The organism is Pseudomonas sp. RW407 (assembly GCF_003176655.1).
GTDB classification, from domain to species: Bacteria; Pseudomonadota; Gammaproteobacteria; order Pseudomonadales; family Pseudomonadaceae; genus Pseudomonas; species Pseudomonas delhiensis.
On the sequence record NZ_QGSL01000029.1, the window covers coordinates 229,751 to 254,945 of the forward strand.

Below are 25,195 nucleotides of genomic sequence, written 5' to 3' on the forward strand. Positions count from 1 at the left end.
TTCTTTCCCGGCCTTTGCCGGGCCCTTCTCGCCGTCCTGCCCCGCCTGCCCCGGCCTCGAAACTCGAAAATAGCGGGTACAAATGCGGGTATAAAGCAAGTCGGACCACAGCGAAAGTTTTAAGAATCAATAGGTTAGGGCAAAAATGCTGCTGATGATCGACAACTACGACTCCTTCACCTACAACCTGGTGCAGTACTTCGCCGAGTTGAAGGCCGACATCCACGTCATTCGCAACGACGAGCTGAGCGTCGAGCAGATCGCCGCGCTGAACCCCGAGCGCATCGTGCTCTCCCCCGGGCCCTGCACCCCCAACGAGGCGGGTGTGTCGCTGGAGGTGATCCAGCGCTTCGCCGGCAAGCTGCCTCTGCTGGGCGTTTGCCTGGGACACCAGTCCATCGGCCAGGCCTTCGGCGGCGACGTGGTGCGCGCGCGCCAGGTCATGCACGGCAAGACCAGCCCGGTGTTCCACAACGACCAGGGCGTGTTCGCCGGCCTGAACAACCCGCTGACGCAGACGCGCTACCACTCCCTGGTGGTCAAGCGCGAGACGCTCCCCGAGTGCCTGGAGATCACCGCCTGGACCGCCCAGGACGACGGCTCCGTGGACGAGATCATGGGCCTGCGCCACAAGACGCTGAACGTCGAGGGGGTGCAGTTCCACCCCGAGTCCATACTTTCCGAGCAGGGCCACGAGATGCTGGCCAACTTCCTCAAGCAACAGGGCGGGGTGCGCGCATGAACATCAGGGAAGCCCTCGACCGCGTGGTCAACCAGCTCGACCTCTCCACCGAGGAAATGCAGGCGGTCATGCGCGAGATCATGACCGGCCAGTGCACCGACGCGCAGATCGGCGCCTTCCTCATGGGCATGCGCATGAAGAGCGAGACCATCGACGAGATCGTCGGCGCGGTCTCGGTGATGCGCGAGCTGGCCGACGGCGTGAAGCTGCAGAGCCTGGACCGCGTGGTCGACGTGGTCGGCACCGGCGGCGACGGCGCCAACATCTTCAACGTGTCCTCGGCCTCGGCCTTCGTGGTCGCCGCCGCCGGGGGCAAGGTGGCCAAGCACGGCAATCGCGCCGTGTCCGGCAAGAGCGGCAGCGCCGACCTGCTGGAGGCCGCCGGCATCTACCTGGACCTGAAGTCCGAGCAGGTGGCCCGCTGCATCGAGAGCGTCGGCGTGGGCTTCATGTTCGCCCAGGTCCACCACAAGGCCATGCGCTACGCCGCGGGCCCGCGGCGTGAGCTGGGCCTGCGCACCCTGTTCAACATGCTCGGCCCGCTGACCAACCCGGCGGGCGTGCGCCACCAGGTGGTCGGCGTGTTCAACCAGGCCCTGTGCCGGCCACTGGCCGAGGTGCTCAAGCGCCTGGGCAGCGAGCACGTGCTGGTGGTGCATTCGCGCGACGGCCTGGACGAGTTCAGCCTGGCCGCCGCCACCCACGTCGCCGAACTCAAGGACGGCGAGGTGCGCGAGTACGAAGTGAAGCCGGAAGACTTCGGCATCCGCAGCCAGACGCTGATCGGCCTCACCGTCGACAGCCCGCAGCAGTCCCTGGAGCTGATCCGCGACGCCCTCGGCCGGCGCAGGACCGAGGCCGGGCAGAAGGCCGCGGAGCTGATCGTGCTCAACGCCGGCGCCGCGCTCTACGCCGCCGACCTCGCCAGCTCGCTGCACGAGGGCATGCACCTGGCCCACGATGCCCTGCACACCGGCCTGGCCCGGGAGAAAATGGACGAACTGGCCGCCTTTACCGCCGTTTACCGAGAGGAGAATGCACAGTGACTGTGCCCACGGTTCTGCAGAAGATTCTGGCCCGCAAGGCCGAGGAAGTCGCCGAGCGCCGCGCGCACGTCTCCTTCGCCGAGCTGGAGCAGCGCGCCCGCGCCGCCGACGCCCCGCGCGGTTTTGCCGCGGCGCTGCTGGCGCAGGCCCAGCGCAAGCAGCCGGCGGTGATCGCCGAGGTGAAGAAGGCCTCGCCGAGCAAGGGCGTGCTGCGCGAGAACTTCTCGCCCGCGGACATCGCACGCAGCTACCAGGAGGGCGGCGCCACCTGCCTCTCGGTACTGACCGACATCGACTACTTCATGGGCAGCGACGCCTACCTGCAGGAAGCCCGCGCCGCCTGCGCGCTGCCGGTGATCCGCAAGGACTTCATGATCGACCCCTACCAGGTGGTCGAGGCCCGCGCCATCGGCGCCGACTGCATCCTGCTGATCGTCTCCGCGCTGGACGACGCGCGCATGGCCGAACTGGCCGCGGTGGCCAGGGAGCAGCAGCTCGACGTACTGGTCGAGGTGCACGACGGCGATGAGTTGGAGCGCGCGCTGAAGACCCTGGACACCCCGCTGATCGGCATCAACAACCGCAACCTGCACACCTTCGAGGTCAGCCTGGACACCACCCTCGACCTGCTGCCGGAGATCCCCCGCGATCGCCTGGTGGTGACCGAGAGCGGCATCCTCAACCGCGCCGACATCGAGCTGATGGAGGTCAACGAGGTCTACGCCTTCCTGGTCGGCGAGGCCTTCATGCGCGCCGACGACCCGGGCGTCGAGCTCAAGCGCCTGTTCTTCCCCGAGCGCCGCAGCGTGGTGCTGGGCGCCGACCCGGACTGAGCCCGCGCGCCGCGCAATGAAAATGGCCGGCATTCCAGGCTGTGTGAAAACCTCAGGATCGGTCCTACTGGTTAAAAAACAACCTGGATTTCGCGTTTCTACGTGGATTCTGGATTGGCTGAATAGCCAAGCCTCTTCAGATTTCACGTAGGAACGCGCTCTTCGAAGAGCCGCTCGGTTTTTCACACAGCCTGCGAAGCAGGGCTTTTTCACAGCGGCGTAGCGATCAGATCGCGCCGCGCTGGCGCAGCAGGTCGAGGACCGCCTTGACGCCCTCTTCCACCGACTGGTGGTGGGTGTCGATCACCAGGTCGGCATCCAGCGGCACGTCGTAGGGGAAGGACTCGCCGGGGATGTTGTCCTGGCCGGCCGCGTACAGGCCCTGCGGGTCGCGCTCGCGGCAGACCTGCGGCGATGCCTGGACGTAGACGGTGATCAGGCGCTCGTCGCCGATCAGCGCCCTGGCCTGCTCGCGGCCTTCGGCGCTGGGCGCGACGAAGGCGCACAGGCTGATCAGCCCGGCCTCGTTGAACTGCCTGGCGACGTGGGCGGTGCGCAGCCAGTTCTCGGTGCGCCCGGCGCGGTCCTGGGGCAGGCCCTTGTTCAGGTCGTGGCGCAGGTTCTGGCCGTCCAGCACGTAGACCGCGCGGCCCATGTCGAACAGCTTGCGCTCCAGGGCGTAGGCCAGGGTGCTCTTGCCGGCGCCGGAGAGGCCGCTGAACAGCACCGTGGCCGGCTGCTGGCCGAAGCGCGCGGAGCGCTCCTCGCGGCTCACGTGGGCGCCCTGGCCGTGGTGGCCGGCATGGCTCTGGCCGGCTGGCGGCGCGGCGATGATCATGCCGGCGCCGACGGTGCCGTTGGTCAGCCGGTCGATGACGATGAAGGCGCCGGTGGTGCGGTTCTGCGCATAGCCGTCGAGGGCGATGGGCGCATCCAGGCTGACCTTCACGCGGGCGATCTCGTTGAGCTTGAGTTCGCTGGCGGCGGTCTCTTCCAGGGTGTTCACGTCCACCTTGTGGGTGATGCTCGGGATCGAGCCCGGCACGTAGCTGGTGGCGCGCTTGATGTCGTATTTCTTGCCCGGGAGCATGGGCTCCTCGGCCATCCACACGAGCATGGCGTCGAAGCCGTCGGTGACCTGCGGGCGGTTGTCCGCATGCACCAGCATGTCGCCACGGGAGACGTCGATCTCGTCCTCCAGGGTCAGGGTGATGGCCTGGCCCGGGCCAGCGTGTTCCAGCTCGCCTTCGAAGGTGACGATGGACTTGACCTTGCTGCCCTTGCCCGACGGCAGCGCCACGACCTCGTCGCCCTTGCGCACGATGCCGCTGGCCAGGGTGCCGGCGAAGCCGCGGAAGTTCAGGTTCGGGCGGTTGACGTACTGCACCGGGAAGCGCATGTCCTCCAGGTTGCGGTCGCCGGCGATCTCGACGGTCTCGAGGATCTCCATCAGCGACTGGCCGGTGTACCAGGGCGAACGCTCGGACTTGTTGACCACGTTGTCGCCCTTGAGCGCCGACATGGGGACGAAGTGCAGCGAGCTGGCCTTCAGCTCGATCTTCCCGGCGAACTGCAGGTAGTCGGCCTTGATCTGCTCGAACACGCCCTGGTCGAAGTCCTTCAGGTCCATCTTGTTGATGGCGACGACGATGTGCTTGATGCCCAGCAGGGAGGCGATGAAGCTGTGCCGGCGGGTCTGGGTCTGCACGCCGTAGCGGGCGTCGATCAGGATGATGGCCAGGTCGCAGGTGGACGCGCCGGTGGCCATGTTGCGGGTGTACTGCTCGTGGCCGGGGGTGTCGGCGATGATGAACTTGCGCTTGGCGGTGCTGAAGTAGCGGTACGCCACGTCGATGGTGATGCCCTGCTCGCGCTCGGCCTGCAGGCCGTCCACCAGCAGCGCCAGGTCGACGTCGTCGCCGGTGGTGCCGACTTTCTTCGAATCGCGGGTGATGGCCTCCAGGTGATCCTCGTAGATCATCTTGGAGTCGTGCAGCAAGCGCCCAATCAGGGTGCTCTTGCCATCATCGACGTTGCCGCAGGTGAGGAAGCGCAGCAGCTCTTTACGCTCGTGCTGGGCCAGGTAGGCGAGGATGTCCTCGCTGATCAATTCAGACTGATGCGACATTTCGTGGGCTCCAGGCTGCAAGCTGCAGGCGGCAGGCTTACAGCGCCAAAAATTACTCTGAAATCCGGCCAATCAGGCCGGTCAGCATCCGAGAGATCCGCGTCGACTCTTCAAGCCAGTGGTCGGCGACTGAGGGACTGATGTAACCGATGTCGGCACCCACCAGAATCTGCGTCCTGAGCTCTGCACAAGAACCCTTCGCGATCCAGAGGAACCGGCACTTCTCCCTCTCGCTCCCTCTCTCCATGCCCTCGGCGATATTGCTGGGAATGGACAGGGCCGAACGAGTGATCTGATCCCTGAAACCGTAATCGCGGCATCCTGCGAAGCCGCGATATACATCTACCGTAAGCGTCCTGGCCTTTTGCCAGACTGCAAGCCGTTCGAAATCCATTCGCAGCACTCCGTTCTTGCCTGGAGCCTGCAGCTTGAAGCCTGCAGCCTGTAGCCGCTTCTTAGAAATACCCCTGACGTTTCTTTTCTTCCATCGAACCTGCCTGGTCGTGGTCGATGACCCGGCCCTGGCGTTCGGAAGTGCGCGTCAGCAGCATTTCCTGGATGATTTCCGGCAGCGTGGTGGCGGTGGATTCCACCGCGCCGGTCAGCGGGTAGCAGCCCAGGGTGCGGAAGCGCACCATCTTCTTCTGGATGCTGGCCTTCTGTTCATCGCTGAGGTGCTCGAGGATGCGCTCGTCGTCGATCATGATCAGCGCGCCGTTCATCTCGATCACTTCGCGCTCGGCGGCGAAGTACAGCGGGACGATCGGGATCTGTTCCAGGTAGATGTATTGCCAGATGTCCAGCTCGGTCCAGTTGGACAGCGGGAAGACGCGGATCGACTCGCCCTTCTTCACCTTGCCGTTGTAGACGTTCCACAGCTCCGGGCGCTGGTTCTTCGGGTCCCAGCGGTGCTTGCTGTCGCGGAAGGAGTAGACGCGCTCCTTGGCGCGGGACTTCTCCTCGTCGCGGCGGGCGCCACCGAAGGCGGCGTCGAAGCCGTACTTGTCGAGGGCCTGCTTGAGGCCTTCGGTCTTCATGATGTCGGTGTGCTTGGCGCTGCCGTGGGTGAAGGGGTTGATGTCCTGGGCCACGCCATCGGGGTTGATGTGGGTGATCAGGTCCAGGCCCATCTCCTCGACCATCTTGTCGCGGAAGCGGTACATCTCCTGGAATTTCCAGCGGGTGTCGACGTGCATCACCGGGAACGGCAGCTTGCCGGGGAAGAAGGCCTTGCGCGCCAGATGCAGCATCACGGCGCTGTCCTTGCCGATCGAGTACAGCATCACCGGGTTGTCGAACTCGGCGGCCACCTCGCGGATGATGTGGATGCTTTCCGCCTCCAGCTGTTTCAGATGCGTCAGTTTGTCGACCATGGCTACTCACGGAATTGCTTATGGACGGCCTTCGGGCCGTAGACGAGGGCGCACTCTACCACAACGCCAGACTCTAACCGGGCGCCCACTTATACCGAAAGAATATACCCATATAGCCACTTGTCAGAGCGCGCCAGGGCCCAGGAGACTAAGGCCCCAGGCTTGGCCGGGCGGATGGGGCGCGCCGCGGGAAACGAGATATCCACAGGCGCCCGCCTCTCCGACGAACAGCCCTTCACCCACAAAGCCGCCACCCAGCCCGGGCCCGGAAACAGATTCAGGAGGAAGCGCATCCCGCCCTCCGCTAGAGTAGGCCCCGGTAAGCGCCCCCATCTGCGCTACCCTATTCCTCATTCCCGACGCCCCAGCAGATTTCCCATGCGCCGCATCGCCCCGCTCCTGCCCCTGTTCCTCCTGATCGCCGCCTGCAGCAGCAAGCCCACCTCGCCGCCGCCGGCAACCGCCCCGCAGAAAGGTGGCACGCCCACCACGACACGCCTGTACACCCCGGCGAACCCGGTGCAGCCGATCAGCCCGCTGACCGGCGACTTCGCCAACAACCCGAACGCGCGGCGCTTCGTCGACCGGATGGTCAGCCTGCACGGCTTCGATCGCCAGCAGCTGCAGGACGTGCTGGGCCGCACCCAGCGCCTGGACTGGGTGATCCGCCTGATGGACCGCCAGGCGCCGACCTACCAGGCGCCGAGCGGCCCCAATGGCGCCTGGCTGCGCTACCGCAGGAAGTTCATCACCCCGGACAACATCCAGAACGGCGTGGCCTTCTGGAACCAGTACGAAGACGCGCTCGAGCGCGCCTGGAAGACCTACGGCGTGCCGCCGGAGATCATCGTCGGCATCATCGGCGTGGAAACCCGCTGGGGCCGGGTGATGGGCAAGACGCGGATCATGGACGCCCTGGCCACCCTGGCCTTCGACTACCCGCGGCGCGCCGACTTCTTCACCGGCGAGCTGGAGCAGTTCCTCCTGCTGGCGCGCAAGGAGCGCGACGACCCGCTGGCCCTGCGCGGCTCCTACGCCGGCGCCATGGGCTACGGCCAGTTCATGCCGACCTCGTTCGCCCGCTACGCGGTGGACTTCGATGGCGACGGCCACGTCGACCTGTGGGACCCGCAGGACGCCATCGGCAGCGTCGCCAACTATTTCCAGCAGCACGGCTGGGTCACCCACGACAGCATCGCCGTGCCGGCCAGCGGCCAGGCGCGCGGGCTGGAGGATGGCTTCAAGACGCAGTATCCGATCCAGACGCTGAGCGCCGCCGGGCTGCGCCCGCAGGCGCCGCTGGGCAAGCACCAGAGCGCCAGCCTGCTGCGCCTGGACATGGGCCGCAACTACCAGTACTGGTACGGCCTGCCGAACTTCTACGTGATCACCCGCTACAACCACAGCACCCACTATGCGATGGCGGTGTGGCAGCTGGGCGCGGCCGTGGACCAGGCCCGGCGCCGCTACGCCTCGACGCCGTGAGCGCCCGCGGCGCTCAGGCGGGGTTCGGGCAGTCGATGAAGCGGTGCTCGATGCCGAAGCGCTCGGCCAGGTAACGGCCCAGCGCCTGTACGCCGTAGCGCTCGGTGGCATGGTGGCCGGCGGCGATGAAGGTGATGCCGTTCTCCCGGGCGCTGTGCACCGTCTGCTCGGAGACCTCGCCGGTGAGGTAGGCATCCACGCCCGTCGCGATGGCCTGGTCGATGTAGCCCTGGGCGCCGCCGGTGCACCAGGCGATGCGCCGGATCGGCCGCTCGCCTTCCACCAGCAGCGGCTCGCGGCCCAGTACCCGGGCCACGTGGGCGGCGAAATCGGCTGGCGCCGTGGGCGCCGCGGGGGCGCCCAGCAACACGATGGAGCGCGGGTTGCCCGGCTCCAGCGGGCCCTCGATGTGCAGGCCGAGCTGTTGCCCCAGCTGCACGTTGTTGCCCACCTGCGGGTGCAGGTCCAGCGGCAGGTGGTAGGCGATCAGGCTGATGTCGTGGGCCAGCAGGGTCTTCAGGCGGCGCTGCTTCATGCCCACCACGCAGGGATTCTCGCCCTTCCAGAAGTAGCCGTGGTGGACCAGCACCGCATCGGCCTGCGCGGCCACCGCCGCGTCCAGCAGCGCCTGGCTGGCGGTGACGCCGCTGACGATGCGCCGCACCTGCGGCCGGCCCTGCACCTGCAGGCCATTGGGGCAGTAGTCCTGGATGCGCGCGGCGTCCAGGTAGCGGTCGGCCTCTTCGACCAGAACGGTCAGATCGATCGCCATCGATTTTCCTCCAGGCAATAAGGGAGACGGCTATTTTCTTGCCACGCCGCCCGTATAATGGCGGCCACCCTAGCGGCCTTCCCCAGGCCGAGCAACCCCCAAGGATCGTCCTCCGATGCTGAAGGCCCTGCGTTTTCTCGGCTGGCCCGCGCTTGTCGGCGTCTTGCTGGCGCTGCTGATCATCCAGCGTAACCCCGAATGGGTCGGCCTGCCCGAACAGGAAGTCCACCTGCAGCAGGCGCCCCTGCTCAGCCGCCTGCAGCAGGGCCCCGGGACCTATGCCGACGCCGTGACCCGCGCCGCCCCGGCCGTGGCCAACCTGTACACCACCAAGATGGTCAGCCGGCCGGGCAACTCGATGCTCGACGACCCGCTGTTCCGCCGCTTCTTCGGCGACAACCTGCCGCAACAGAAGCGCATGGAGTCGAGCCTGGGCTCGGCGGTGATCATGAGCCCGGAAGGCTACCTGCTGACCAACAACCACGTCACCGCCGGCGCCGACCAGATAGTCGTGGCCCTGCGCGACGGCCGCGAGACCACCGCGCGCCTGGTCGGCAGCGACCCGGAGACGGACCTGGCGGTGCTCAAGATCGACCTCAAGGACCTGCCGGTGATGACCCTCGGCCGTTCCGACGGCATCCGCACCGGCGACGTCTGCCTGGCCATCGGCAACCCCTTCGGCGTGGGCCAGACGGTGACCATGGGCATCATCAGCGCCACCGGCCGCAACCAGCTGGGGCTAAACACCTACGAGGACTTCATCCAGACCGACGCGGCGATCAACCCGGGCAACTCCGGCGGCGCCCTGGTGGACGCCAGCGGCAACCTGGTGGGCATCAACACCGCCATCTTCTCCAAGTCCGGCGGCTCCCAGGGCATCGGCTTCGCCATCCCGGTCAAGCTGGCGCTGGAGGTGATGCAGTCGATCATCGAGCACGGCTCGGTGATCCGCGGCTGGCTGGGCGTCGAGGTGCAGCCGCTGACGCCGGAGCTGGCCGAGTCCTTCGGCCTGCAGGACCAGGGCGGCGTGGTGGTCGCCGGCGTCTACCGCGACGGCCCCGCGGCCCAGTCCGGCATGCAGCCGGGCGACATCATCCTCGACATCGACGGCAAGAAGGCCGCCGATGGCCGCACCGCGATGAACCAGGTGGCGCGCACCAAGCCGGGCGAGCAGATCAGCATCCAGGTGCTGCGCAACGGCAAGCACGTCACCCTGCAGGCCGAAGTGGGCCTGCGCCCGCCGCCGGCCCCGCCCGCGCAGCAACAGCAGCAATGACGAAGAACGGCGCCCGAGGGCGCCGTTGCTTTTCCTGCCGAGGAAGGCTCAGAGCCGCGGGCGCAGGGCGTCCAGCAGCGCCTGGTTCTGCTCCTCGGTGCCGATGCTGATGCGCAGGAACTGGGCGATGCGTTCCTGCCTGAAGTGGCGCACGATCACACCCTGCTCGCGCAGGCCGGCGGCCAGCTCGGCGGCGTCGTGCCGCGGGTGGCGGGCGAAGATGAAGTTGGCCGCCGAGGGCAGCACCTCGAAGCCCATGCCGCTCAGCTCGCCCACCAGCTTCTCGCGGCTGTCGATCACCGCCTGGCAGGTGCGCTGGAAGTACTCGCGGTCCTCGAAGGCGGCGATGGCGCCGGCCTGGGCCACGCGGTCCAGCGGGTAGGAATTGAAGCTGTTCTTGACGCGCTCCAGGGCCTCGATCAGGTCCTCGTGGCCGACCGCCAGGCCGACGCGCAGCCCGGCCAGGGAGCGCGACTTGGACAGGGTCTGCGCCACCAGCAGGTTCGGGTAGCGCTCCACCAGGGCGATCGCGGTCTCGCCGCCGAAGTCGACGTAGGCCTCGTCCACCAGCACCACGCTGTCCGGGTTGGCCAGCAGCAGGCGCTCGATGGCCTCCAGGGGCAGCAGGCAGCCGGTGGGGGCGTTGGGGTTGGGGAAGATGATGCCGGCGTTGGGCCTGGCGTAGTCCTCGACGCGGATCTGGAACCGCTCGTCCAGCGCCAGCGCCTCGAAGGGGATGCCGTAGAGACCGCAGTACACCGGGTAGAAGCTGTAGGTCACGTCGGGGAACAGCAGCGGCCGGCCGTCGTGCTGGAACAGCGCGTGGAAGGCGTGGGCCAGCACCTCGTCGGAGCCGTTGCCGACGAACACCTGGCCCGGGCGCACGCCGTAGTAGTCGGCGATGGTCTGCTTCAGGCGGTCGGCGTTGGGGTCCGGGTACAGCCGCAGGGCATCGTTCAGCTCGCCCTGCATGGCGGCCAGCGCCTTGGGCGAAGGGCCATAGGGGTTCTCGTTGGTGTTCAGCTTGACCAGCTTGGCCAGCTTGGGTTGCTCGCCCGGCACGTAGGGCACCAGGTCCTTGACGAAGGGGCTCCAGAACTTGCTCATCGCCCTTCTCTCCTCGAATGCGGTGGTGGGGCCGCCCCATCACGGGGCGGCGGCACGGGTTCAGTTCTTGATGCGGTATTCGGCGCTGCGGGCGTGGGCGGTCAGCGACTCGCCGCGGGCCAGGACCGAGGCGGTCCTGCCGAGTACCGAAGCGCCATCGGCCGAGCAGAAGATGATCGACGAACGCTTCTGGAAGTCGTACACCCCCAGCGGCGAGGAGAAGCGCGCGGTGCCGGAGGTCGGCAGCACGTGGTTCGGGCCTGCGCAGTAGTCGCCCAGGGCCTCGGCGGTGTAGCGGCCCATGAAGATGGCGCCGGCGTGGCGGATGTCCGGCAGCCAGCTCTGCGGGTCGGCCACCGACAGCTCCAGGTGCTCCGGGGCGATGCGGTTGGCCACCTGGCAGGCCTGGGCCTGGTCGGCGACCTGGATCAGCGCGCCGCGGTTGCCCAGCGAGGTGCGGATGATCTCGGCGCGCTCCATGCTCGGCAGCAGTTTCTCGATGCTGGCGGCGACCTTGTCGAGGAAGGCCGCGTCCGGGCTGACCAGGATCGACTGGGCGTCCTCGTCGTGCTCGGCCTGGGAGAACAGGTCCATGGCGATCCAGTCCGGGTCGGTGCCGCCGTCGCAGACCACGAGGATCTCCGAGGGGCCGGCGATCATGTCGATGCCCACCTGGCCGAACACGTGGCGCTTGGCGGTGGCCACGTAGATGTTGCCCGGGCCGACGATCTTGTCCACCTGGGGCACGCTCTCGGTGCCGTAGGCCAGCGCGGCCACGGCCTGGGCGCCGCCGATGGTGAAGACGCGGTCGACGCCGGCGATGCAGGCGGCGGCCAGGACGATCTCGTTGATCTCGCCACGCGGCGTCGGCACTACCATCACCACCTCGGAAACGCCGGCGACCTTGGCGGGAATCGCGTTCATCAGCACCGAGGACGGATAGGATGCCTTGCCGCCGGGCACGTACAGGCCGGCGCGGTCCAGCGGGGTGACCTGCTGGCCGAGCACGGTGCCGTCGGCCTCGGTGTAGCGCCAGGAGTCCTGCTTCTGCTTCTCGTGGTAGCTGCGCACGCGCTCGGCGGCGGTTTCCAGCGCCTCGCGCTGGGCCGGGGTGATGCGCGTCAGGGCCAGCTCCAGGCGCTCGCGCGGCAGGATCAGGTCGGCCATGGAGTTGACGGCGAGGCCGTCGAAGCGCTGGGTGAACTCGACCAGGGCGGCGTCGCCGCGGCTGCGCACGGCGGCGATGATGTCCAGCACGCGCTGGTTCACGGCGTCGTCGGATACGCTTTCCCAGGACAGCAGATGGTCCAGATGACGCGCGAAGTCCGGATCGGCGGCATTGAGTCGACGGATGGCGAAGGGTGCGGTCATAGCTGGCCTCTTTAATTGGCGTGATCTCGGGCGCCGCTAGACTAGCAAGCCTGCCGTGCGGGCACCCGAGAAAATTGGCTATGACACGGATAGGCTGCCGCGGTCATGGGACCGCGGTGGATATCAGTGACGGTGTCGCGCCTCGACGGCGTCGCGCAGGGTGTCGATCAGCGCCTGGATACGGGCGTGCTGCATCTTCATGGACGCCTTGTTGACCACCAGGCGCGAGCTGATGTGGGCGATCAGCTCCTGGGGCTCCAGGCCGTTGGCGCGCAGGGTGTTGCCGGTGTCGACCACGTCGATGATTTTGTCGGCCAGACCGATCAGCGGCGCCAGCTCCATCGAGCCGTAGAGCTTGATCACGTCGACCTGGCGGCCCTGTTCGGCGTAGTAGCGCTTGGCGACGTTGACGAACTTGGTGGCCACCCGCAGGCGGCCCTTGGGCTCCGGCGCGCCGACCGCGCCCGCGGTCATCAGCTTGCAGTTGGCGATGCGCAGGTCCAGCGGCTCGTACAGGCCCTGGCCGCCGTACTCCATGAGCACGTCCTTGCCGGCCACGCCGAGGTCGGCGGCGCCGTGTTCGACGTAGGTCGGCACGTCGGTGGCGCGGACGATCAGCAGGCGCACGTCGTCGAGGCTGGTGGGGATGATCAGCTTGCGGCTCTTGTCCGGGTTCTCGGTCGGCACTATGCCCGCCGCTGCGAGCAGCGGCAGGGTGTCATCGAGGATCCGGCCCTTGGACAGGGCGATGGTCAGCATGTCTGGTCAGCCCTAGCCCGGTACGCGGCGGATCTTGGCGCCGAGCAGTTGCAGCTTCTCTTCGATGCACTCGTAGCCACGGTCGATGTGGTAGATGCGGTCGATCAGGGTGTCGCCCTCGGCCACGAGGCCCGCGATCACCAGGCTGGCGGAAGCCCGCAGGTCGGTAGCCATGACCGGTGCGCCCTTGAGCTGCGGCACGCCGGTGACGATGGCGGTGTTGCCTTCGACCAGGATCTGCGCGCCCATGCGGTTCATCTCGTAGACGTGCATGAAGCGGTTCTCGAACACGGTCTCGATCACCGCGCCGGTGCCTTCGGCCACGGCGTTCAGCGAGATGAACTGGGCCTGCATGTCGGTGGGGAACGCCGGGTACGGCGCGGTGCGGATGTTCACCGCCTTCGGCCGGTTGCCCTTCATGTCCAGCTCGATCCAGTCGTTGCCGGTGTTGATGTGCGCACCGGCCTCCTCCAGCTTCAGCAGCACCGCCTCGAGGATGGTCGGATCGGTGTCCTTGAGCTTGACGCGGCCACCGGTGGCCGCGGCGGCGACCAGGTAGGTGCCGGTCTCGATGCGGTCGGGCAGCACGTTGTACTTGGCGCCGCCCAGGCGCTTCACGCCGTCGATGACGATGGTGTCGGTGCCGGCGCCCTGGATCTGCGCGCCCATGGCGATCAGGCAGTTGGCCAGGTCGACCACCTCAGGCTCGCGGGCTGCGTTTTCCAGCACGGTACGGCCGTTGGCCAGGGCCGCGGCCATCATGATGTTCTCGGTACCGGTCACGGACACGGTATCGAAGAAGAAGTGCGCGCCGCGCAGGCCACCGGCCGGGGCCCGGGCCTTGATGTAGCCACCTTCGACGGTGATCTGCGCGCCCATGGCCTCGAGGCCGCGGATGTGCAGGTCGACCGGACGCGAACCGATGGCGCAGCCGCCGGGCAGGGCCACCTCGGCCTCGCCGAAGCGCGCGACCATGGGGCCGAGCACCAGGATCGAGGCGCGCATGGTCTTCACCAGCTCGTAGGGCGCGACCAGGGTCTTGATGCTGTTGGCGTCGACTTCGACGTTGAGCTTCTCGTTGATCACCGGCTGCACGCCCATGCGACCGAACAGCTCGATCATGGTGGTGATGTCGTGCAGGTGCGGCAGGTTGCACACGGTGACCGGGGTGTCCGCCAGCAGGGTGGCGGCGAGGATCGGCAGCGCGGAGTTCTTGGCGCCGGAGATGCGGATTTCGCCGTCGAGACGGGAACCGCCGGTAATGATCAGTTTGTCCATAGCAGGTTATCCCCGGCGGCTCAGGAACGCTCGGCCCAGGCGGCGCGGCTGAAGAATTTCATGGTCACGGCATGGATGGCGCCACTGGCGATCCATTCGTTAAGGTGCGCGTAGATCTGCTGCTGACGTTTCACCGGGCTCAGACCGGCCAGTTCGTCACTGATCAGGTTCAGCTGGAAGTTGCAGCCTTCGCCTTCCACTTCGACCTGGGTACCCGGAAGCTTGGTTTCCAGGAAGTTCTTGACTTCAATCGCCTGCATGCTCGACCTCAATCGGCGCTCAACGCGCGCGGGCCGGCAATGATACAAAAAAGCCCCCCGCCTGCGAACCCCGCCATGGGAAGTCGCAGACGGAGGGGCTTTCGACCGCCCCGGTCAGCCCTGCAGCGGCAGGATGCCGTCGAGGTCGCTGACCTTGGCGATGTCCTGCATGTCCTTGGGCAGGCCGCGGACCTGCAGGCTCTTGCCCGCGTCGTGGGCATCGCGCAGGAAGGCCAGCAACAGCGACAGGCCGACGCTGCTGGATTTCTCCACCGCCGAGCAGTCCACCACCAGCTGCTGGGCGCCGCTCGCGGCGATCAGGGCCTTGCCCTGCTCGCGCAGCTGCGCACCGCTGCGGTAGTCGAGCACCCCGGCCAGGCGCAGCTCGCCGGCCGCGCCCTCGCTGATGCTGGCGGCGCTGCTCATTGCGCGCTGCCCTCGTCCGGGTTGCCCTTGGCGGCGTCCTTGGCATGGGCGACCACCTGGTCCCAACCGGCGATGGTCTTCTCCAGGTCGTTGCCGTTCTTCTGCATGGAGTCGGCGAACTGGTCGCGGAACAGCTTGCCGATGTTGATGCCGTTGATGATCACGTTGCGCAGGCGCCAGTTGCCCGCCTGGTTGACCATGGTGTACTGCACCGGATAGACGGTGCCCTTGCTGTCACGGATCTCCATGTTCACGCTGGAGCGCTCCGGGTCCTGCTTGCCGGTGGACGGCAGCACGCGGATGTCCTGGTTGTCGTACTCGAGCAGGGCGTTGCCGTAGAACTGCATCAGGCTGTTCTTGAACACCGTCTCGAAGCGCTTGATCTGCTCCGGGGTGGCCTGGCGCGAGTACTTGACGGTCATCACGCCCTTGGCGATGCCCTCGGAGTCCACCACCGGGCCGAGGATGCGGTCCAGGGCGGCGTAGAGCTGCTTGGGATCGGCACGGTAGGCCGGCCTGTTGGTCTTGAGGTCGGACAACAGGTTGTCGACGGTCTGCTGCACCACCTGCTGCGCATTGGGCGCGGCGTTGGCGTTGGCGATCAGCGGCAGCGCGGCGAGCAGGACCAGCAGGCCGCGGCGCAGGAGAGTCAGCATGGCGTTCATCCTCATCATCGTCATTGCTTCTTGGGCTCTTCTTTGTTGACCGAGTTCAACAGGAACTTGCCGATCAGGTCTTCCAGCACCAGCGCGGACTGGGTGTCGTGGATCACCCCGCCGTCGGCGAGCATCTTGTCGTCGCCACCGACGCTGATGCCGATGTACTTCTCGCCCAGCAGGCCTGCGGTGAGGATAGACGCGGTGGAGTCGTCCGGCAGGTTGTTGACGCTCTTGTTGATCTCCATGGTCACCCGGCCACGGTAGCTGTCGTGGTCCAGGTCCACGGCGACCACCTTGCCGATGGTCACGCCGGCCATGGTCACCTTGCCGCGCACGGTCACGCCGGCGACGTTGTCGAAGTAGGCATACAGCTGGTAGGTGTCGGTGGAATGCCCGATGGTCAGTCCACTGACACGCAGGGCCAGCAGCAGCAGGGCCAGCAGGCCGCCGAGAAGAAACAGGCCTACACCGATTTCCAGGGTGCGGGTTTGCATCAGAAGTCTCCAAACATCAAAGCGGTCAGTATGAAGTCCAGCCCCAGTACCGCCAGGGAGGCATAGACCACGGTTCGAGTCGTCGCGCGGCTGATCCCTTCGGAGGTCGGCTCGCAGTCATAGCCCTGGAACACGGCGATCCAGGTCACAACGAAGGCGAACACCACGCTCTTGATCACGCCATTGAGCACATCCTCGCCGAATTGCACGCTGTTCTGCATGTTCGACCAGAAGGAGCCCTCGTATACGCCCAGCCAGTCGACGGCGACGGCGGCGCCGCCCCAGATGCCGACCACGCTGAAGATCGCCGCCAGCAGCGGCATCGAGATGAAGCCGGCCCACAGGCGCGGCGCGATCACGTAGCGCAGCGGGTCGACGCCGATCATCTCCAGGCTGGAAAGCTGCTCGGTGGATTTCATGTTGCCGATCTCGGCGGTCAGCGCGGAGCCTGCGCGGCCGGCGAACAGCAGGCCGGTCACCACCGGGCCCAGTTCGCGCAGCAGGGTCAGGGCCACCATCTGCCCCACCGCCTGCTCGGAACCGTAGTCCTTGAGGATGTTGTAGCCCTGCAGGGCCAGCACCATGCCGATGAAGATGCCCGAAACCACGACGATCGCCAGCGACAGCACGCCCACCGAGTACAGCTGCTTGACCAGCAGCTGGCCCATGCCGCCGGGCACCCGGCGGCCGAGCACGGCGTGGCCGAGGAACAGCGTGGAACGGCCGAGCGCCTCGAGCACGTCGAGGCCCGACCGCCCGAGCAGGCGGATCCGCTCGAGCAGTGAAGTCTTGCGCATCAGCGTTCCCCCAGCAGGTCGGCGCGGTAGTCGCGCGCGGGATAGTGGAAGGGCACCGGACCATCCGGGATGCCTTTCATGAACTGGCGCACGCGCGGATCGTCGAGCTCCTTGAGCTCCGCCGGCGTGCCCTGCCCCAGCACCTTGCCGTCGCCGACGATATAGATGTAGTCGGCGATGCTGGCGGTTTCCGCCAGGTCGTGGGAAACCACGATGCTGGTGATGCCCAGGGCGTCGTTGAGCAGGCGGATCAGCCGCACCAGCACGCCCATGGCGATCGGGTCCTGGCCGACGAAAGGCTCGTCGTACATGAGTATCTGCGGGTCCAGGGCTATCGCCCGGGCCAGTGCCACGCGGCGCTTCATGCCGCCGGACAGCTCGTCCGGCATCAGCTCGACGGCGCCGCGCAGGCCCACGGCCTGCAGCTTCATCAGGACGATGTCGCGGATCATCTCCTCGGGCAGGTCGGTGTGCACCCGCAGCGGGAAGGCGACGTTCTCGAACACGTCCAGGTCGGTGAACAGCGCGCCGCTCTGGAACAGCACGCCGAACTGCTTGCGCATGTCGAACAGGTCGGCACGGGCCAGCTTGGGCAGGTTCTGCCCGTTGACCATGACGTCGCCCCTGACCGGGCGCAGCTGTGCGGCGATCAGGCGCAGCAGGGTGGTCTTGCCACAACCGGACGGCCCCATGATGCCGGTGACCTTGCCGCGCGGAATACGGATATCCACGTTGTCGAAGATGGCGCGGGTACCGCGCTTGAAGGTAACCCCCTTCAGCTCGACAGCGTATTTTTCATCGGTGCTCATAGAACTCCTTGCATGACGGCCCTGTCCCTGCAATGCCCCGTCGAACCGCCGGAACACGGTGACGCAAGACAGGCCGAACGGCGGCGAACTATAGCACTGGCGTGCGCGGCGGCCCAAGGCCCGCCACCGGCGATTCAGCTCGGATTCAGGTTCGCGTGTGCAAGATCCGGTATCGGCAGGGTGAAGCCCGGACCGCTTTACCGTTATAATCTCGCCCTTCACTTCGCCCCACGCGATCGGAACATGAGCCAGAATCACGATTTCATCCAGTCGGCACAACGCACCATCGGCCTCGAGCGCGATGCGGTGGATGCCCTGCTGCCACGCATCGGGGCCGATTTCTCCCGAGCCTGCGAGCTGCTGCTCGCCTGCAAGGGCCGCGTGGTGGTGGTCGGCATGGGCAAGTCCGGGCACATCGGCCGCAAGATCGCCGCCACCCTGGCCAGCACCGGCACCCCGGCGTTCTTCGTCCACCCGGCCGAGGCCAGCCACGGCGACATGGGCATGATCACCAGGGACGACGTGGTCCTGGCGCTGTCCAACTCCGGCTCCACCGCCGAGATCATCACCCTGCTGCCGCTGATCGCGCGCCTGGGCATCACCCTGGTGAGCATGACCGGCAACCCCGAGTCGCCGCTGGCCAAGGCCGCCGCGGTGAACCTGGACGCCAGCGTCGAGCACGAGGCCTGCTCGCTGAACCTGGCGCCAACCTCCTCCACCACCGTCTCCCTGGTGCTCGGCGACGCCCTCGCCGTGGCCCTGCTGGAGGCCCGCGGCTTCACCGCCGAGGACTTCGCCTTCTCCCACCCGGGCGGCGCCCTGGGCCGGCGATTGTTGCTGAAAGTGGAAAACATCATGCACGTGGGTGAAGAACTGCCGCAGGTCTCCCCAGGCACCTCGCTCAGCGGCGCCCTGCTGGAAATGACCCGCAAGGGCCTGGGCATGACCATCGTCCTGGGCGAGGACGGCCGCCTGGCCGGCGTGTTCACCGACGGCGACCTGCGCCGCACCCTGGACAAGGGCGTGGACGTGCGCACGGCCACCATCGACCAGGTGATGACCGTGCACGGCAAGACCGTGCGCCCGGACATGCTCGCCGCCGAAGCCCTGAAGATCATGGACGACCACAAGATCAACGTCCTGGTGGTGGTCGACGGCGGCGACCGCCCGGTGGGCGTGCTGCACGTCCACGACCTGACCCGCGCCGGAGTCATCTGAATGACCGCAGACCTGCTGCAACGCGCCACTGGCGTGCGCCTGGCGGTGTTCGACGTGGACGGCGTGCTGACCGACGGCAAGCTCTACTTCCTGCCCGACGGCGGCGAGTTCAAGACCTTCAACACCCTCGACGGCCACGGCATCAAGATGCTCATCGCCTCGGGCGTGCGCACCGCCATCATCAGCGGCCGCAAGAGCGCCGTGGTCGAGCGCCGCGCCCAGAACCTGGGCATCGAGCACCTGTTCCAGGGCCGCGAGGACAAGCTGGTGGTCCTCGACCAACTGCTCGCCGAACTCGGGCTAGGCTATGAACAGGTCGCCTACCTGGGCGACGACCTGCCCGACCTTCCGGTCATCCGCCGGGTCGGCCTGGGCATGGCGGTGGCCAGCGCCGACGCCTTCGTTCGCCAGCACGCCCACGGCGTGACCCAGGCGCGCGGCGGCGAAGGCGCGGCCCGTGAATTCTGCGAACTCATCCTGCGCGCCCAGGGCAACCTCGAGGCGGCGCAGAGCGCCTACCTGTAGAGCCGGATATGCCGAAGACCCTTCGCCAGAAGCTCCTCCTCGCCCTGATCGCGGTCCTGCTGGTCGCACTGGGCTACTACTGGAACGTGCGCCTGGACTTCAACGAGCGCCAGGTCACGCCCAGCAACGACGCCATCGACTTCTACGCGGCCAATGCCCACAGCCTGCAGTACCGCGAGGACGGCAGCCTGGCCTACGAGATGACCGCCGATCGGCTGGAACACATGAAGGCCACCGACGTCACCAACGTCACCACGCCGGACCTGTTCTTCTTCCGCGAGGGCCAGCCGCAGCCGTGGCACGTGCAGAGCGTGCGCGCCGAGGTGGGCCCGGAAGGCAAGCAGGTCGAACTGATAGACAACGTCCGGGTCCAGCGCACCGACGCGCAGAACCGCACCCTGCTGCTCACCACCACGCGCATGACGGTGTTCCCGGACAAGGATTATGCCGAGACCAGTCAACCCGTTAAGATCACCGAGCCCCAAGGGGTGACCACGGCGGTAGGCATGAAAGCGTATCTGAAAGACAGCCGGATGACCCTGCTGTCCAACGTAAGAGGTCAGCATGAGGTTCGTTAAAACCTTCCCCCTTTTCCTCGGCCTCGTCGCCAGCCTGGGCAGCAGCGCAAGCTGGGCGCTGCCGACCGATCGCGAACAACCGATCCGCGTGCAGGCCGACAGCGCCGAGCTGGACGACAAGCAGGGCGTCGCGGTCTACCGCGGCGACGTGGTGGTGACCCAGGGCAGCATGAAGCTGACCGGCAACACCGTCACCCTCAAGCAGAACAAGGACGGCGAGATCGAGGTTGTCACCTCGGTCGGCAAGCCCGCCTACTTCGAGCAGAAGCCGGCGCCGGAAAAGGAAATCACCAAGGCCTACGGCCTGACCATCCAGTACTTCGTCACCCAGAACCGGGTGATCCTGATCGACCAGGCCAAGGTGATCCAGGAAGGCAATACCTTCGAAGGCGAGAAGGTCGTCTACGATACCGAACGGCAGATCGTCAACGCCGGCCGCGCCACGGGCACCCAGGTGACCACCCCGCGCCCGCGCATCGACATGGTCATCCAGCCCAAGAAGAAGCAGGATCAAGCCCAGTAATGGCCACGCTCACCGCACAGCACCTCGCCAAGAGCTACAAGGGTCGCCAGGTCGTCCGCGACGTCAGCATGAGCATCGACAGCGGGCAGATCGTCGGCCTGCTCGGTCCCAACGGCGCCGGCAAGACCACCTGCTTCTACATGATCGTCGGCCTGGTGCGCGCCGACCAGGGCGTGGTCCGCATCGACGAGCAGGACGTCACCAACCTGCCCATGCACGGCCGCGCCCGCGCCGGCATCGGCTACCTGCCGCAGGAAGCCTCGATCTTCCGCAAGCTGTCGGTGGCGGACAACATCGGCGCCATCCTCGAGACCCGCGCCGACCTCGACCGCAACGGCCGCAAGGAAGCCCTGGAGAGCCTGCTGGAGGAGTTCCACATCCACCACATCCGCGACAACCTCGGCATGAGCCTGTCCGGTGGCGAGCGCCGCCGCGTGGAGATCGCCCGCGCCCTGGCCAGTTCGCCGAAGTTCATCCTCCTCGACGAACCCTTCGCCGGCGTGGACCCGATCTCGGTGGGCGACATCAAGCAGATCATCCACCACCTCAAGGCCAAGGGCATCGGCGTGCTCATCACCGACCACAACGTGCGCGAGACCTTGGACATCTGCGAGACGGCCTACATCGTCAACGACGGCCAGTTGATCGCCGAAGGCGACTCCACGGCAATCATGGCCAACGAGCTGGTCAAGGAAGTCTACCTGGGCCACGAGTTCCGCCTCTGAGCCCCCACGCCCCGGCCTCGCGCCGGGGCGCAGGCACCCCATCACGTCGGCCCGACCGACCGACATCAGATTTATGCGTAAACGCCCTAGGCAAAGTCCGAGAATTCAGGCATATAATTTGCTTCCTAGCGGCGTTCCGGAGCTTCGGCCCTGGCGCCCGTAGTCGTGGATATGGCGCACTACACGCCAGCGAACAAGGTGCCAAGTTCCAGCCATGAAACCATCGCTTGTCCTCAAGATGGGCCAGCAGCTGACGATGACCCCGCAGCTGCAACAGGCCATCCGACTGCTCCAACTCTCCACCCTGGACCTGCAACAGGAGATCCAGGAGGCGCTGGAATCCAACCCGATGCTCGAGCGCCAGGAAGAAGGCGACGACTTCGACGCTAGCGACCCCTACGCCGAAGGCGCGGAAACCCCCGCCAACACCAACGCCAACTCGCAGAGCGAAAGCTTCCAGGAAACCACCACGCCCAGCGCCGACAGCCTGGACGAGGACCAGTGGGCCGAACGCATCCCCAACGAGCTGCCGGTCGACACCGCCTGGGAAGACGTCTACCAGACCAGCGCCAGCAGCCTGCCCAGCAACGACGACGACGAGTGGGACTTCACCGCCCGTACCTCCGCCGGCGAGAGCCTGCAGAGCCACCTGCTGTGGCAGCTGAACCTCTCCCCCATGTCCGACACCGACCGCCTGATCGCCCTCAGCATCATCGACGGCATCAACGACGACGGCTACCTGGAGGAGTCCCTGGAGGACATCCTCGTCTCCCTCGACCCCGAGCTGGACGTCGAGATGGACGAGGTGGAAGTGGTGCTGCGGCGCATCCAGCAGATGGAGCCAGCCGGCGTCGGCGCGCGCAACCTGCGCGAATGCCTGCTGCTGCAGCTACGCCAGATGCCCGCCAACACCCACCTGCTGAACGAGGCCCTGCGCCTGGTCGCCGACCACCTCGACCTGCTCGGCAGCCGCGACTACACCCAGCTGATGCGGCGCATGAAGCTCAAGGAAGACGAGCTGCGCGAGACCATCGAGCTGATCCAGTCGCTGCACCCGCGCCCGGGCTCGCAGATCGAGTCCGGCGAGGCCGAGTACGTGGTGCCGGACGTGATAGTGCGCAAGCACAACGAGCGCTGGCTGGTGGAACTGAACCAGGAAGCGGTGCCGCGCCTGCGCGTCAATTCGCAGTACGCCGGCCTGGTGCGCCGCGCCGACTCCAGCGCCGACAACACCTTCATGCGCAACCAGCTGCAGGAAGCCCGCTGGTTCATCAAGAGCCTGCAGAGCCGCAACGAGACGCTGATGAAGGTGGCGACGCAGATCGTCGAGCACCAGCGCGGCTTCCTCGAGTACGGCGAGGAGGCCATGAAGCCGCTGGTCCTGCATGACATCGCCGAGGCGGTGGGCATGCACGAGTCGACCATCTCGCGGGTCACCACGCAGAAATTCATGCACACCCCGCGTGGCATCTTCGAGCTGAAGTACTTCTTCTCCAGCCACGTCAGCACCTCCGAGGGCGGTGAATGCTCGTCCACGGCGATCCGCGCCATCATCAAGAAACTGGTCGCGGCAGAAAGTCCGAAAAAGCCGTTGAGCGACAGCAAGATCGCTGGTTTACTGGAGGCACAGGGCATTCAAGTGGCACGTCGGACAGTCGCCAAGTACCGGGAATCCCTCGGGATAGCTCCGTCGAGCGAGCGCAAGCGACTGGTCTGATTGACCCAAGCCAAGGTGTTCCGGCGGCAGGCCCCATAACCTGCCACTTATACACGGGCAATAAGGAGAAAGCGGTATGCAAGTCAACATCAGTGGACATCAACTGGATGTGACCGACGCCCTGCGCGACTACGTCGGCGAGAAACTCGGCCGACTGGAGCGCCACTTCGACAAGATCACCAATGTTCAGGTCATCATGGAGGTCGAAAAGCTGAAACAGCGCATCGAAGCCACCCTGCACATCGCCGGTGGCGAAGTGGTGGCCTGTGCCGAACATGAAGACATGTACGCAGCCATCGACCTGCTGACCGACAAACTCGACCGCCAACTGATCAAACACAAGGAAAAGTACCTCGAACGCCAACAGGGCGTTGGAGTCCGCTAACCCCCCTCCCCTATGATCCGACTTGAGCAGATCCTGTCCCCCGGCCGTTCCCTGGTGAACGTGCCGGGCGGCAGCAAGAAGCGCGTACTCGAACAGATCGCCAACCTGGTCGTGAAAGACCTTCCCGGCCTCGACGCGCAAGACATCTTCGAAAGCCTGGTGGCCCGCGAACGCCTGGGCTCCACCGGCTTCGGCAATGGCATCGCCATTCCCCACTGCCGCCTGACCGGCTGCAAGGCGCCGATCAGCGCAATCCTTCACCTCGATGCACCGGTGGACTTCGACGCCCTCGACGGCGCCCCGGTCGACCTGCTGTTCGTCCTGCTGGTACCCGAAGCGGCCACCGAGGAGCACCTGGAGCTGCTGCGCCAGATCGCCTCCATGCTCGACCGTTCCGAGGTGCGCGACCGCCTGCGCCGCGCGAGCGATGGCGACGCGCTGTATCAGATAGTCGTGGAAGTGCAGAACGGCCACTAGCATGCGCCTGATCATCGTCAGCGGCCGTTCCGGCTCCGGCAAGAGCACTGCCCTCAACGTCCTCGAGGACAGCGGCTTCTACTGCATCGACAACCTGCCAGCCAGCCTGCTGCCGGACCTGGCCCAGCGCGCGCTGCTGCACACCGAGCTGATGCATCCGCAGGTGGCCGTGTCGATCGACGCGCGCAACCTGCCCAGCCAGCTCAAGCGTTTTCCCGAGCTGCTGCAGGAGGCCCGCGACAAGCACATCCAGTGCGACGTGCTGTACCTGGACGCCGACGACGAGACGCTGCTCAAGCGCTTCTCCGAAACGCGCCGGCGCCACCCGCTGACCACCGACAACCGTTCCCTCGCCGAGGCCATCGCCGACGAGGAGCAACTGCTCAGCCCGATCGCCGACCTCGCCGACCTCAAGCTGAACACCACCAACCTCAACCTCTACCAGCTGCGCGACGTCATCAAGCTGCGCCTGCTGAACAAACCCGAGCCGGGCACCGCCTTCCTCGTCGAGTCCTTCGGCTTCAAGCGCGGCATGCCGGTGGACGCCGACCTGGTGTTCGACGTGCGCTGCCTGCCCAACCCCTACTGGAAACCGGAACTGCGCGAGCAGTCGGGCCTGGACAAGGACGTGCAGCAATACCTCGCCGAGCAGCCCGACGTGGAAGAGATGTACCAGGACACCCTGGGCTACCTGAACAAATGGCTGCCGCGCTTCGCCGCCAGCAACCGCGCCTACGTCACCATTGCCATCGGCTGCACGGGCGGCCATCATCGCTCGGTCTACCTCGCCGAGCGCATCGGCAGTGCCCTGAGAGCCACCCTGAAGAACGTGCAGATTCGCCACCGCGACCTGAGCTAGCAGCAGATAACGAAAGGACAGCCCCCTCGCGATGCCCGCCCTCGAGATCACCATCATCAACAAGCTCGGCCTGCATGCCCGCGCGGCGGCCAAATTCGTCGGCGTGGCCGGCCGCTTCCCGTGCCAGGTCCGCGTCGGCCGCAGCCCGGAGAGCACGGTGGATGGCAAGAGCATCATGGCCGTGATGATGCTGGCCGCGGGCAAGGGCACCAACCTGCACCTGAACGCCGAGGGCGAGCAGGCCGACGAGGCCCTGCAGGCGCTCGTCGACCTGATCAACAACTACTTCGACGAAGGCGAGTGACCGCCCGCCCGCACGACGCCGGGTGCTAGCCCAGCGACGTATCCAGCACCATCATCAGGCAGAAGCCGACGATCAGCCCCAGGGTGGCCTCCCCGGCATAGCCACGGCGCTGCGATTCCGGAACGATTTCCCGCACCACCACGTAGAGCATGGCGCCCGCCGCCAGGGCCAGGCCCCAGGGCAGCAGCATCCGCGATACGCCCACCAGCCAGGCGCAGAGCACCGCGAACAACGGCTCGACCAGCCCGGAAGCCGCGCCGGCCAGCATC

At 66.6% G+C, this 25,195-nt stretch carries 30 protein-coding genes; 15 read left to right on the top strand and 15 right to left on the bottom strand.

The genetic code is table 11. From position 1 onward, the window contains the following. Positions 1-145: 145 nt before the first annotated feature. Genes DK254_RS01915 through trpC form a run of 3 tightly spaced genes read left to right on the top strand, consistent with a single transcriptional unit; the run spans position 146 to position 2,621 of the window. On the top strand, positions 146-742 hold the full coding sequence (locus DK254_RS01915) for an aminodeoxychorismate/anthranilate synthase component II (protein WP_109931824.1): 597 nt from the start codon (positions 146-148) through the stop codon (positions 740-742). After that, positions 739-1,788, top strand: coding sequence for an anthranilate phosphoribosyltransferase (trpD, locus tag DK254_RS01920; protein WP_089392992.1), 1,050 nt, complete (start codon positions 739-741; stop codon positions 1,786-1,788). Before DK254_RS01915 ends, trpD begins: the two co-directional genes overlap by 4 nt. After that, positions 1,785-2,621: an indole-3-glycerol phosphate synthase TrpC gene (gene trpC / locus DK254_RS01925; protein ID WP_109931826.1), complete on the top strand. Its 837-nt coding sequence runs from the start codon at positions 1,785-1,787 to the stop codon at positions 2,619-2,621. Before trpD ends, trpC begins: the two co-directional genes overlap by 4 nt. 226 nt (positions 2,622-2,847) lie before the next feature. Here the strand turns inward: trpC and cysN are convergent, their stop codons facing one another. The 3 genes from cysN to cysD form a co-directional block, all read right to left on the bottom strand. Next, a complete protein-coding gene (cysN, locus tag DK254_RS01930) occupies positions 2,848-4,749 on the bottom strand; it encodes a sulfate adenylyltransferase subunit CysN (RefSeq protein ID WP_109931828.1) in 1,902 nt (633 codons plus the stop codon). A gap of 52 nt (positions 4,750-4,801) precedes the next feature. Beyond that, positions 4,802-5,143 (bottom strand): four helix bundle protein, encoded by a 342-nt coding sequence (locus DK254_RS01935; protein ID WP_109931830.1) that lies wholly within the window; start codon positions 5,141-5,143, stop codon positions 4,802-4,804. Between the two features lie 61 nt (positions 5,144-5,204). Continuing rightward, positions 5,205-6,122, bottom strand: coding sequence for a sulfate adenylyltransferase subunit CysD (gene cysD, locus DK254_RS01940; protein ID WP_043272357.1), 918 nt, complete (start codon positions 6,120-6,122; stop codon positions 5,205-5,207). Positions 6,123-6,500: 378 nt separating this feature from the next. Between cysD and mltB the strand changes: the two genes are divergently transcribed. Then, positions 6,501-7,607, top strand: a complete 1,107-nt coding sequence (gene mltB, locus DK254_RS01950; RefSeq protein ID WP_109931834.1) for a lytic murein transglycosylase B — start codon at positions 6,501-6,503, stop codon at positions 7,605-7,607. Positions 7,608-7,620: 13 nt separating this feature from the next. Here the strand turns inward: mltB and DK254_RS01955 are convergent, their stop codons facing one another. Continuing rightward, positions 7,621-8,379 (bottom strand): Nif3-like dinuclear metal center hexameric protein, encoded by a 759-nt coding sequence (locus tag DK254_RS01955; RefSeq protein WP_109931836.1) that lies wholly within the window; start codon positions 8,377-8,379, stop codon positions 7,621-7,623. A 115-nt stretch (positions 8,380-8,494) separates the two neighbouring features. On the opposite strand from DK254_RS01955, the gene algW reads away from it, so the two are divergent. Continuing rightward, positions 8,495-9,655: a Do family serine endopeptidase AlgW gene (gene algW / locus DK254_RS01960; protein WP_089390628.1), complete on the top strand. Its 1,161-nt coding sequence runs from the start codon at positions 8,495-8,497 to the stop codon at positions 9,653-9,655. Positions 9,656-9,703: 48 nt separating this feature from the next. Here the strand turns inward: algW and hisC are convergent, their stop codons facing one another. The 10 genes from hisC to DK254_RS02010 all read right to left on the bottom strand — a co-directional run bounded on the left by hisC (position 9,704) and on the right by DK254_RS02010 (position 17,615). Then, complete coding sequence (hisC, locus tag DK254_RS01965; protein ID WP_109931838.1) at positions 9,704-10,762, bottom strand: histidinol-phosphate transaminase; 1,059 nt, start codon at positions 10,760-10,762, stop codon at positions 9,704-9,706. A 60-nt stretch (positions 10,763-10,822) separates the two neighbouring features. Next, positions 10,823-12,133, bottom strand: coding sequence for a histidinol dehydrogenase (hisD, locus tag DK254_RS01970; RefSeq protein WP_109931839.1), 1,311 nt, complete (start codon positions 12,131-12,133; stop codon positions 10,823-10,825). Positions 12,134-12,256: 123 nt separating this feature from the next. Next, positions 12,257-12,892, bottom strand: coding sequence for an ATP phosphoribosyltransferase (gene hisG, locus DK254_RS01975; RefSeq protein WP_109931841.1), 636 nt, complete (start codon positions 12,890-12,892; stop codon positions 12,257-12,259). 12 nt (positions 12,893-12,904) lie between these two features. Next, positions 12,905-14,170: a UDP-N-acetylglucosamine 1-carboxyvinyltransferase gene (gene murA, locus DK254_RS01980; protein WP_089390624.1), complete on the bottom strand. Its 1,266-nt coding sequence runs from the start codon at positions 14,168-14,170 to the stop codon at positions 12,905-12,907. Positions 14,171-14,190: 20 nt separating this feature from the next. Next, entirely contained in the window at positions 14,191-14,430 is a 240-nt protein-coding gene (locus DK254_RS01985) for a BolA family protein (RefSeq protein WP_109931843.1), read from the bottom strand. A gap of 114 nt (positions 14,431-14,544) precedes the next feature. Further along, positions 14,545-14,856, bottom strand: a complete 312-nt coding sequence (locus tag DK254_RS01990) for a lipid asymmetry maintenance protein MlaB (protein ID WP_109931845.1) — start codon at positions 14,854-14,856, stop codon at positions 14,545-14,547. Further along, positions 14,853-15,512: a phospholipid-binding protein MlaC gene (locus tag DK254_RS01995; RefSeq protein ID WP_109932927.1), complete on the bottom strand. Its 660-nt coding sequence runs from the start codon at positions 15,510-15,512 to the stop codon at positions 14,853-14,855. Before DK254_RS01995 ends, DK254_RS01990 begins: the two co-directional genes overlap by 4 nt. 20 nt (positions 15,513-15,532) lie before the next feature. Next, entirely contained in the window at positions 15,533-16,009 is a 477-nt protein-coding gene (gene mlaD, locus DK254_RS02000) for an outer membrane lipid asymmetry maintenance protein MlaD (RefSeq protein WP_109931847.1), read from the bottom strand. Beyond that, a complete protein-coding gene (gene mlaE, locus DK254_RS02005; RefSeq protein ID WP_109931848.1) occupies positions 16,009-16,806 on the bottom strand; it encodes a lipid asymmetry maintenance ABC transporter permease subunit MlaE in 798 nt (265 codons plus the stop codon). Before mlaE ends, mlaD begins: the two co-directional genes overlap by 1 nt. Further along, positions 16,806-17,615 carry an ATP-binding cassette domain-containing protein gene (locus DK254_RS02010; protein WP_109931850.1) on the bottom strand — a complete coding sequence of 270 codons (810 nt, stop codon included), beginning with the start codon at positions 17,613-17,615 and terminating at the stop codon, positions 16,806-16,808. Before DK254_RS02010 ends, mlaE begins: the two co-directional genes overlap by 1 nt. A 243-nt stretch (positions 17,616-17,858) precedes the next feature. Between DK254_RS02010 and DK254_RS02015 the strand changes: the two genes are divergently transcribed. The 10 genes from DK254_RS02015 to DK254_RS02060 all read left to right on the top strand — a co-directional run bounded on the left by DK254_RS02015 (position 17,859) and on the right by DK254_RS02060 (position 24,926). Beyond that, positions 17,859-18,833, top strand: coding sequence for a KpsF/GutQ family sugar-phosphate isomerase (locus tag DK254_RS02015; RefSeq protein ID WP_109931851.1), 975 nt, complete (start codon positions 17,859-17,861; stop codon positions 18,831-18,833). Next, positions 18,834-19,358 carry an HAD family hydrolase gene (locus DK254_RS02020; protein WP_109931853.1) on the top strand — a complete coding sequence of 175 codons (525 nt, stop codon included), beginning with the start codon at positions 18,834-18,836 and terminating at the stop codon, positions 19,356-19,358. It begins immediately after the preceding gene. 8 nt (positions 19,359-19,366) lie between these two features. Beyond that, positions 19,367-19,936 carry an LPS export ABC transporter periplasmic protein LptC gene (gene lptC / locus DK254_RS02025; protein WP_089390619.1) on the top strand — a complete coding sequence of 190 codons (570 nt, stop codon included), beginning with the start codon at positions 19,367-19,369 and terminating at the stop codon, positions 19,934-19,936. Then, positions 19,923-20,459 carry a lipopolysaccharide transport periplasmic protein LptA gene (lptA, locus tag DK254_RS02030; protein WP_089390618.1) on the top strand — a complete coding sequence of 179 codons (537 nt, stop codon included), beginning with the start codon at positions 19,923-19,925 and terminating at the stop codon, positions 20,457-20,459. The genes lptC and lptA overlap by 14 nt, the downstream gene beginning before the upstream one ends. Next, a complete protein-coding gene (lptB, locus tag DK254_RS02035; RefSeq protein ID WP_109931855.1) occupies positions 20,459-21,184 on the top strand; it encodes an LPS export ABC transporter ATP-binding protein in 726 nt (241 codons plus the stop codon). The genes lptA and lptB overlap by 1 nt, the downstream gene beginning before the upstream one ends. A gap of 214 nt (positions 21,185-21,398) precedes the next feature. Continuing rightward, positions 21,399-22,901, top strand: a complete 1,503-nt coding sequence (locus DK254_RS02040) for an RNA polymerase factor sigma-54 (protein ID WP_109931857.1) — start codon at positions 21,399-21,401, stop codon at positions 22,899-22,901. Positions 22,902-22,977: 76 nt separating this feature from the next. Continuing rightward, on the top strand, positions 22,978-23,286 hold the full coding sequence (gene hpf / locus DK254_RS02045) for a ribosome hibernation-promoting factor, HPF/YfiA family (RefSeq protein ID WP_089390615.1): 309 nt from the start codon (positions 22,978-22,980) through the stop codon (positions 23,284-23,286). Between the two features lie 12 nt (positions 23,287-23,298). Continuing rightward, on the top strand, positions 23,299-23,763 hold the full coding sequence (ptsN, locus tag DK254_RS02050) for a PTS IIA-like nitrogen regulatory protein PtsN (RefSeq protein ID WP_089390614.1): 465 nt from the start codon (positions 23,299-23,301) through the stop codon (positions 23,761-23,763). 1 nt (position 23,764) lies between these two features. Beyond that, the gene (rapZ, locus tag DK254_RS02055; protein ID WP_089390613.1) at positions 23,765-24,622 is read left to right on the top strand and encodes an RNase adapter RapZ; all 858 of its coding nucleotides are present in this window, start codon (positions 23,765-23,767) and stop codon (positions 24,620-24,622) included. A 31-nt stretch (positions 24,623-24,653) separates the two neighbouring features. Next, the gene (locus DK254_RS02060) at positions 24,654-24,926 is read left to right on the top strand and encodes an HPr family phosphocarrier protein (protein ID WP_009617794.1); all 273 of its coding nucleotides are present in this window, start codon (positions 24,654-24,656) and stop codon (positions 24,924-24,926) included. Positions 24,927-24,951: 25 nt separating this feature from the next. Here DK254_RS02060 and DK254_RS34280 read toward each other — a convergent pair. After that, positions 24,952-25,195: ZIP family metal transporter (locus DK254_RS34280; protein ID WP_371921089.1), on the bottom strand; the 244-nt coding region annotated here is incomplete at its 5' end.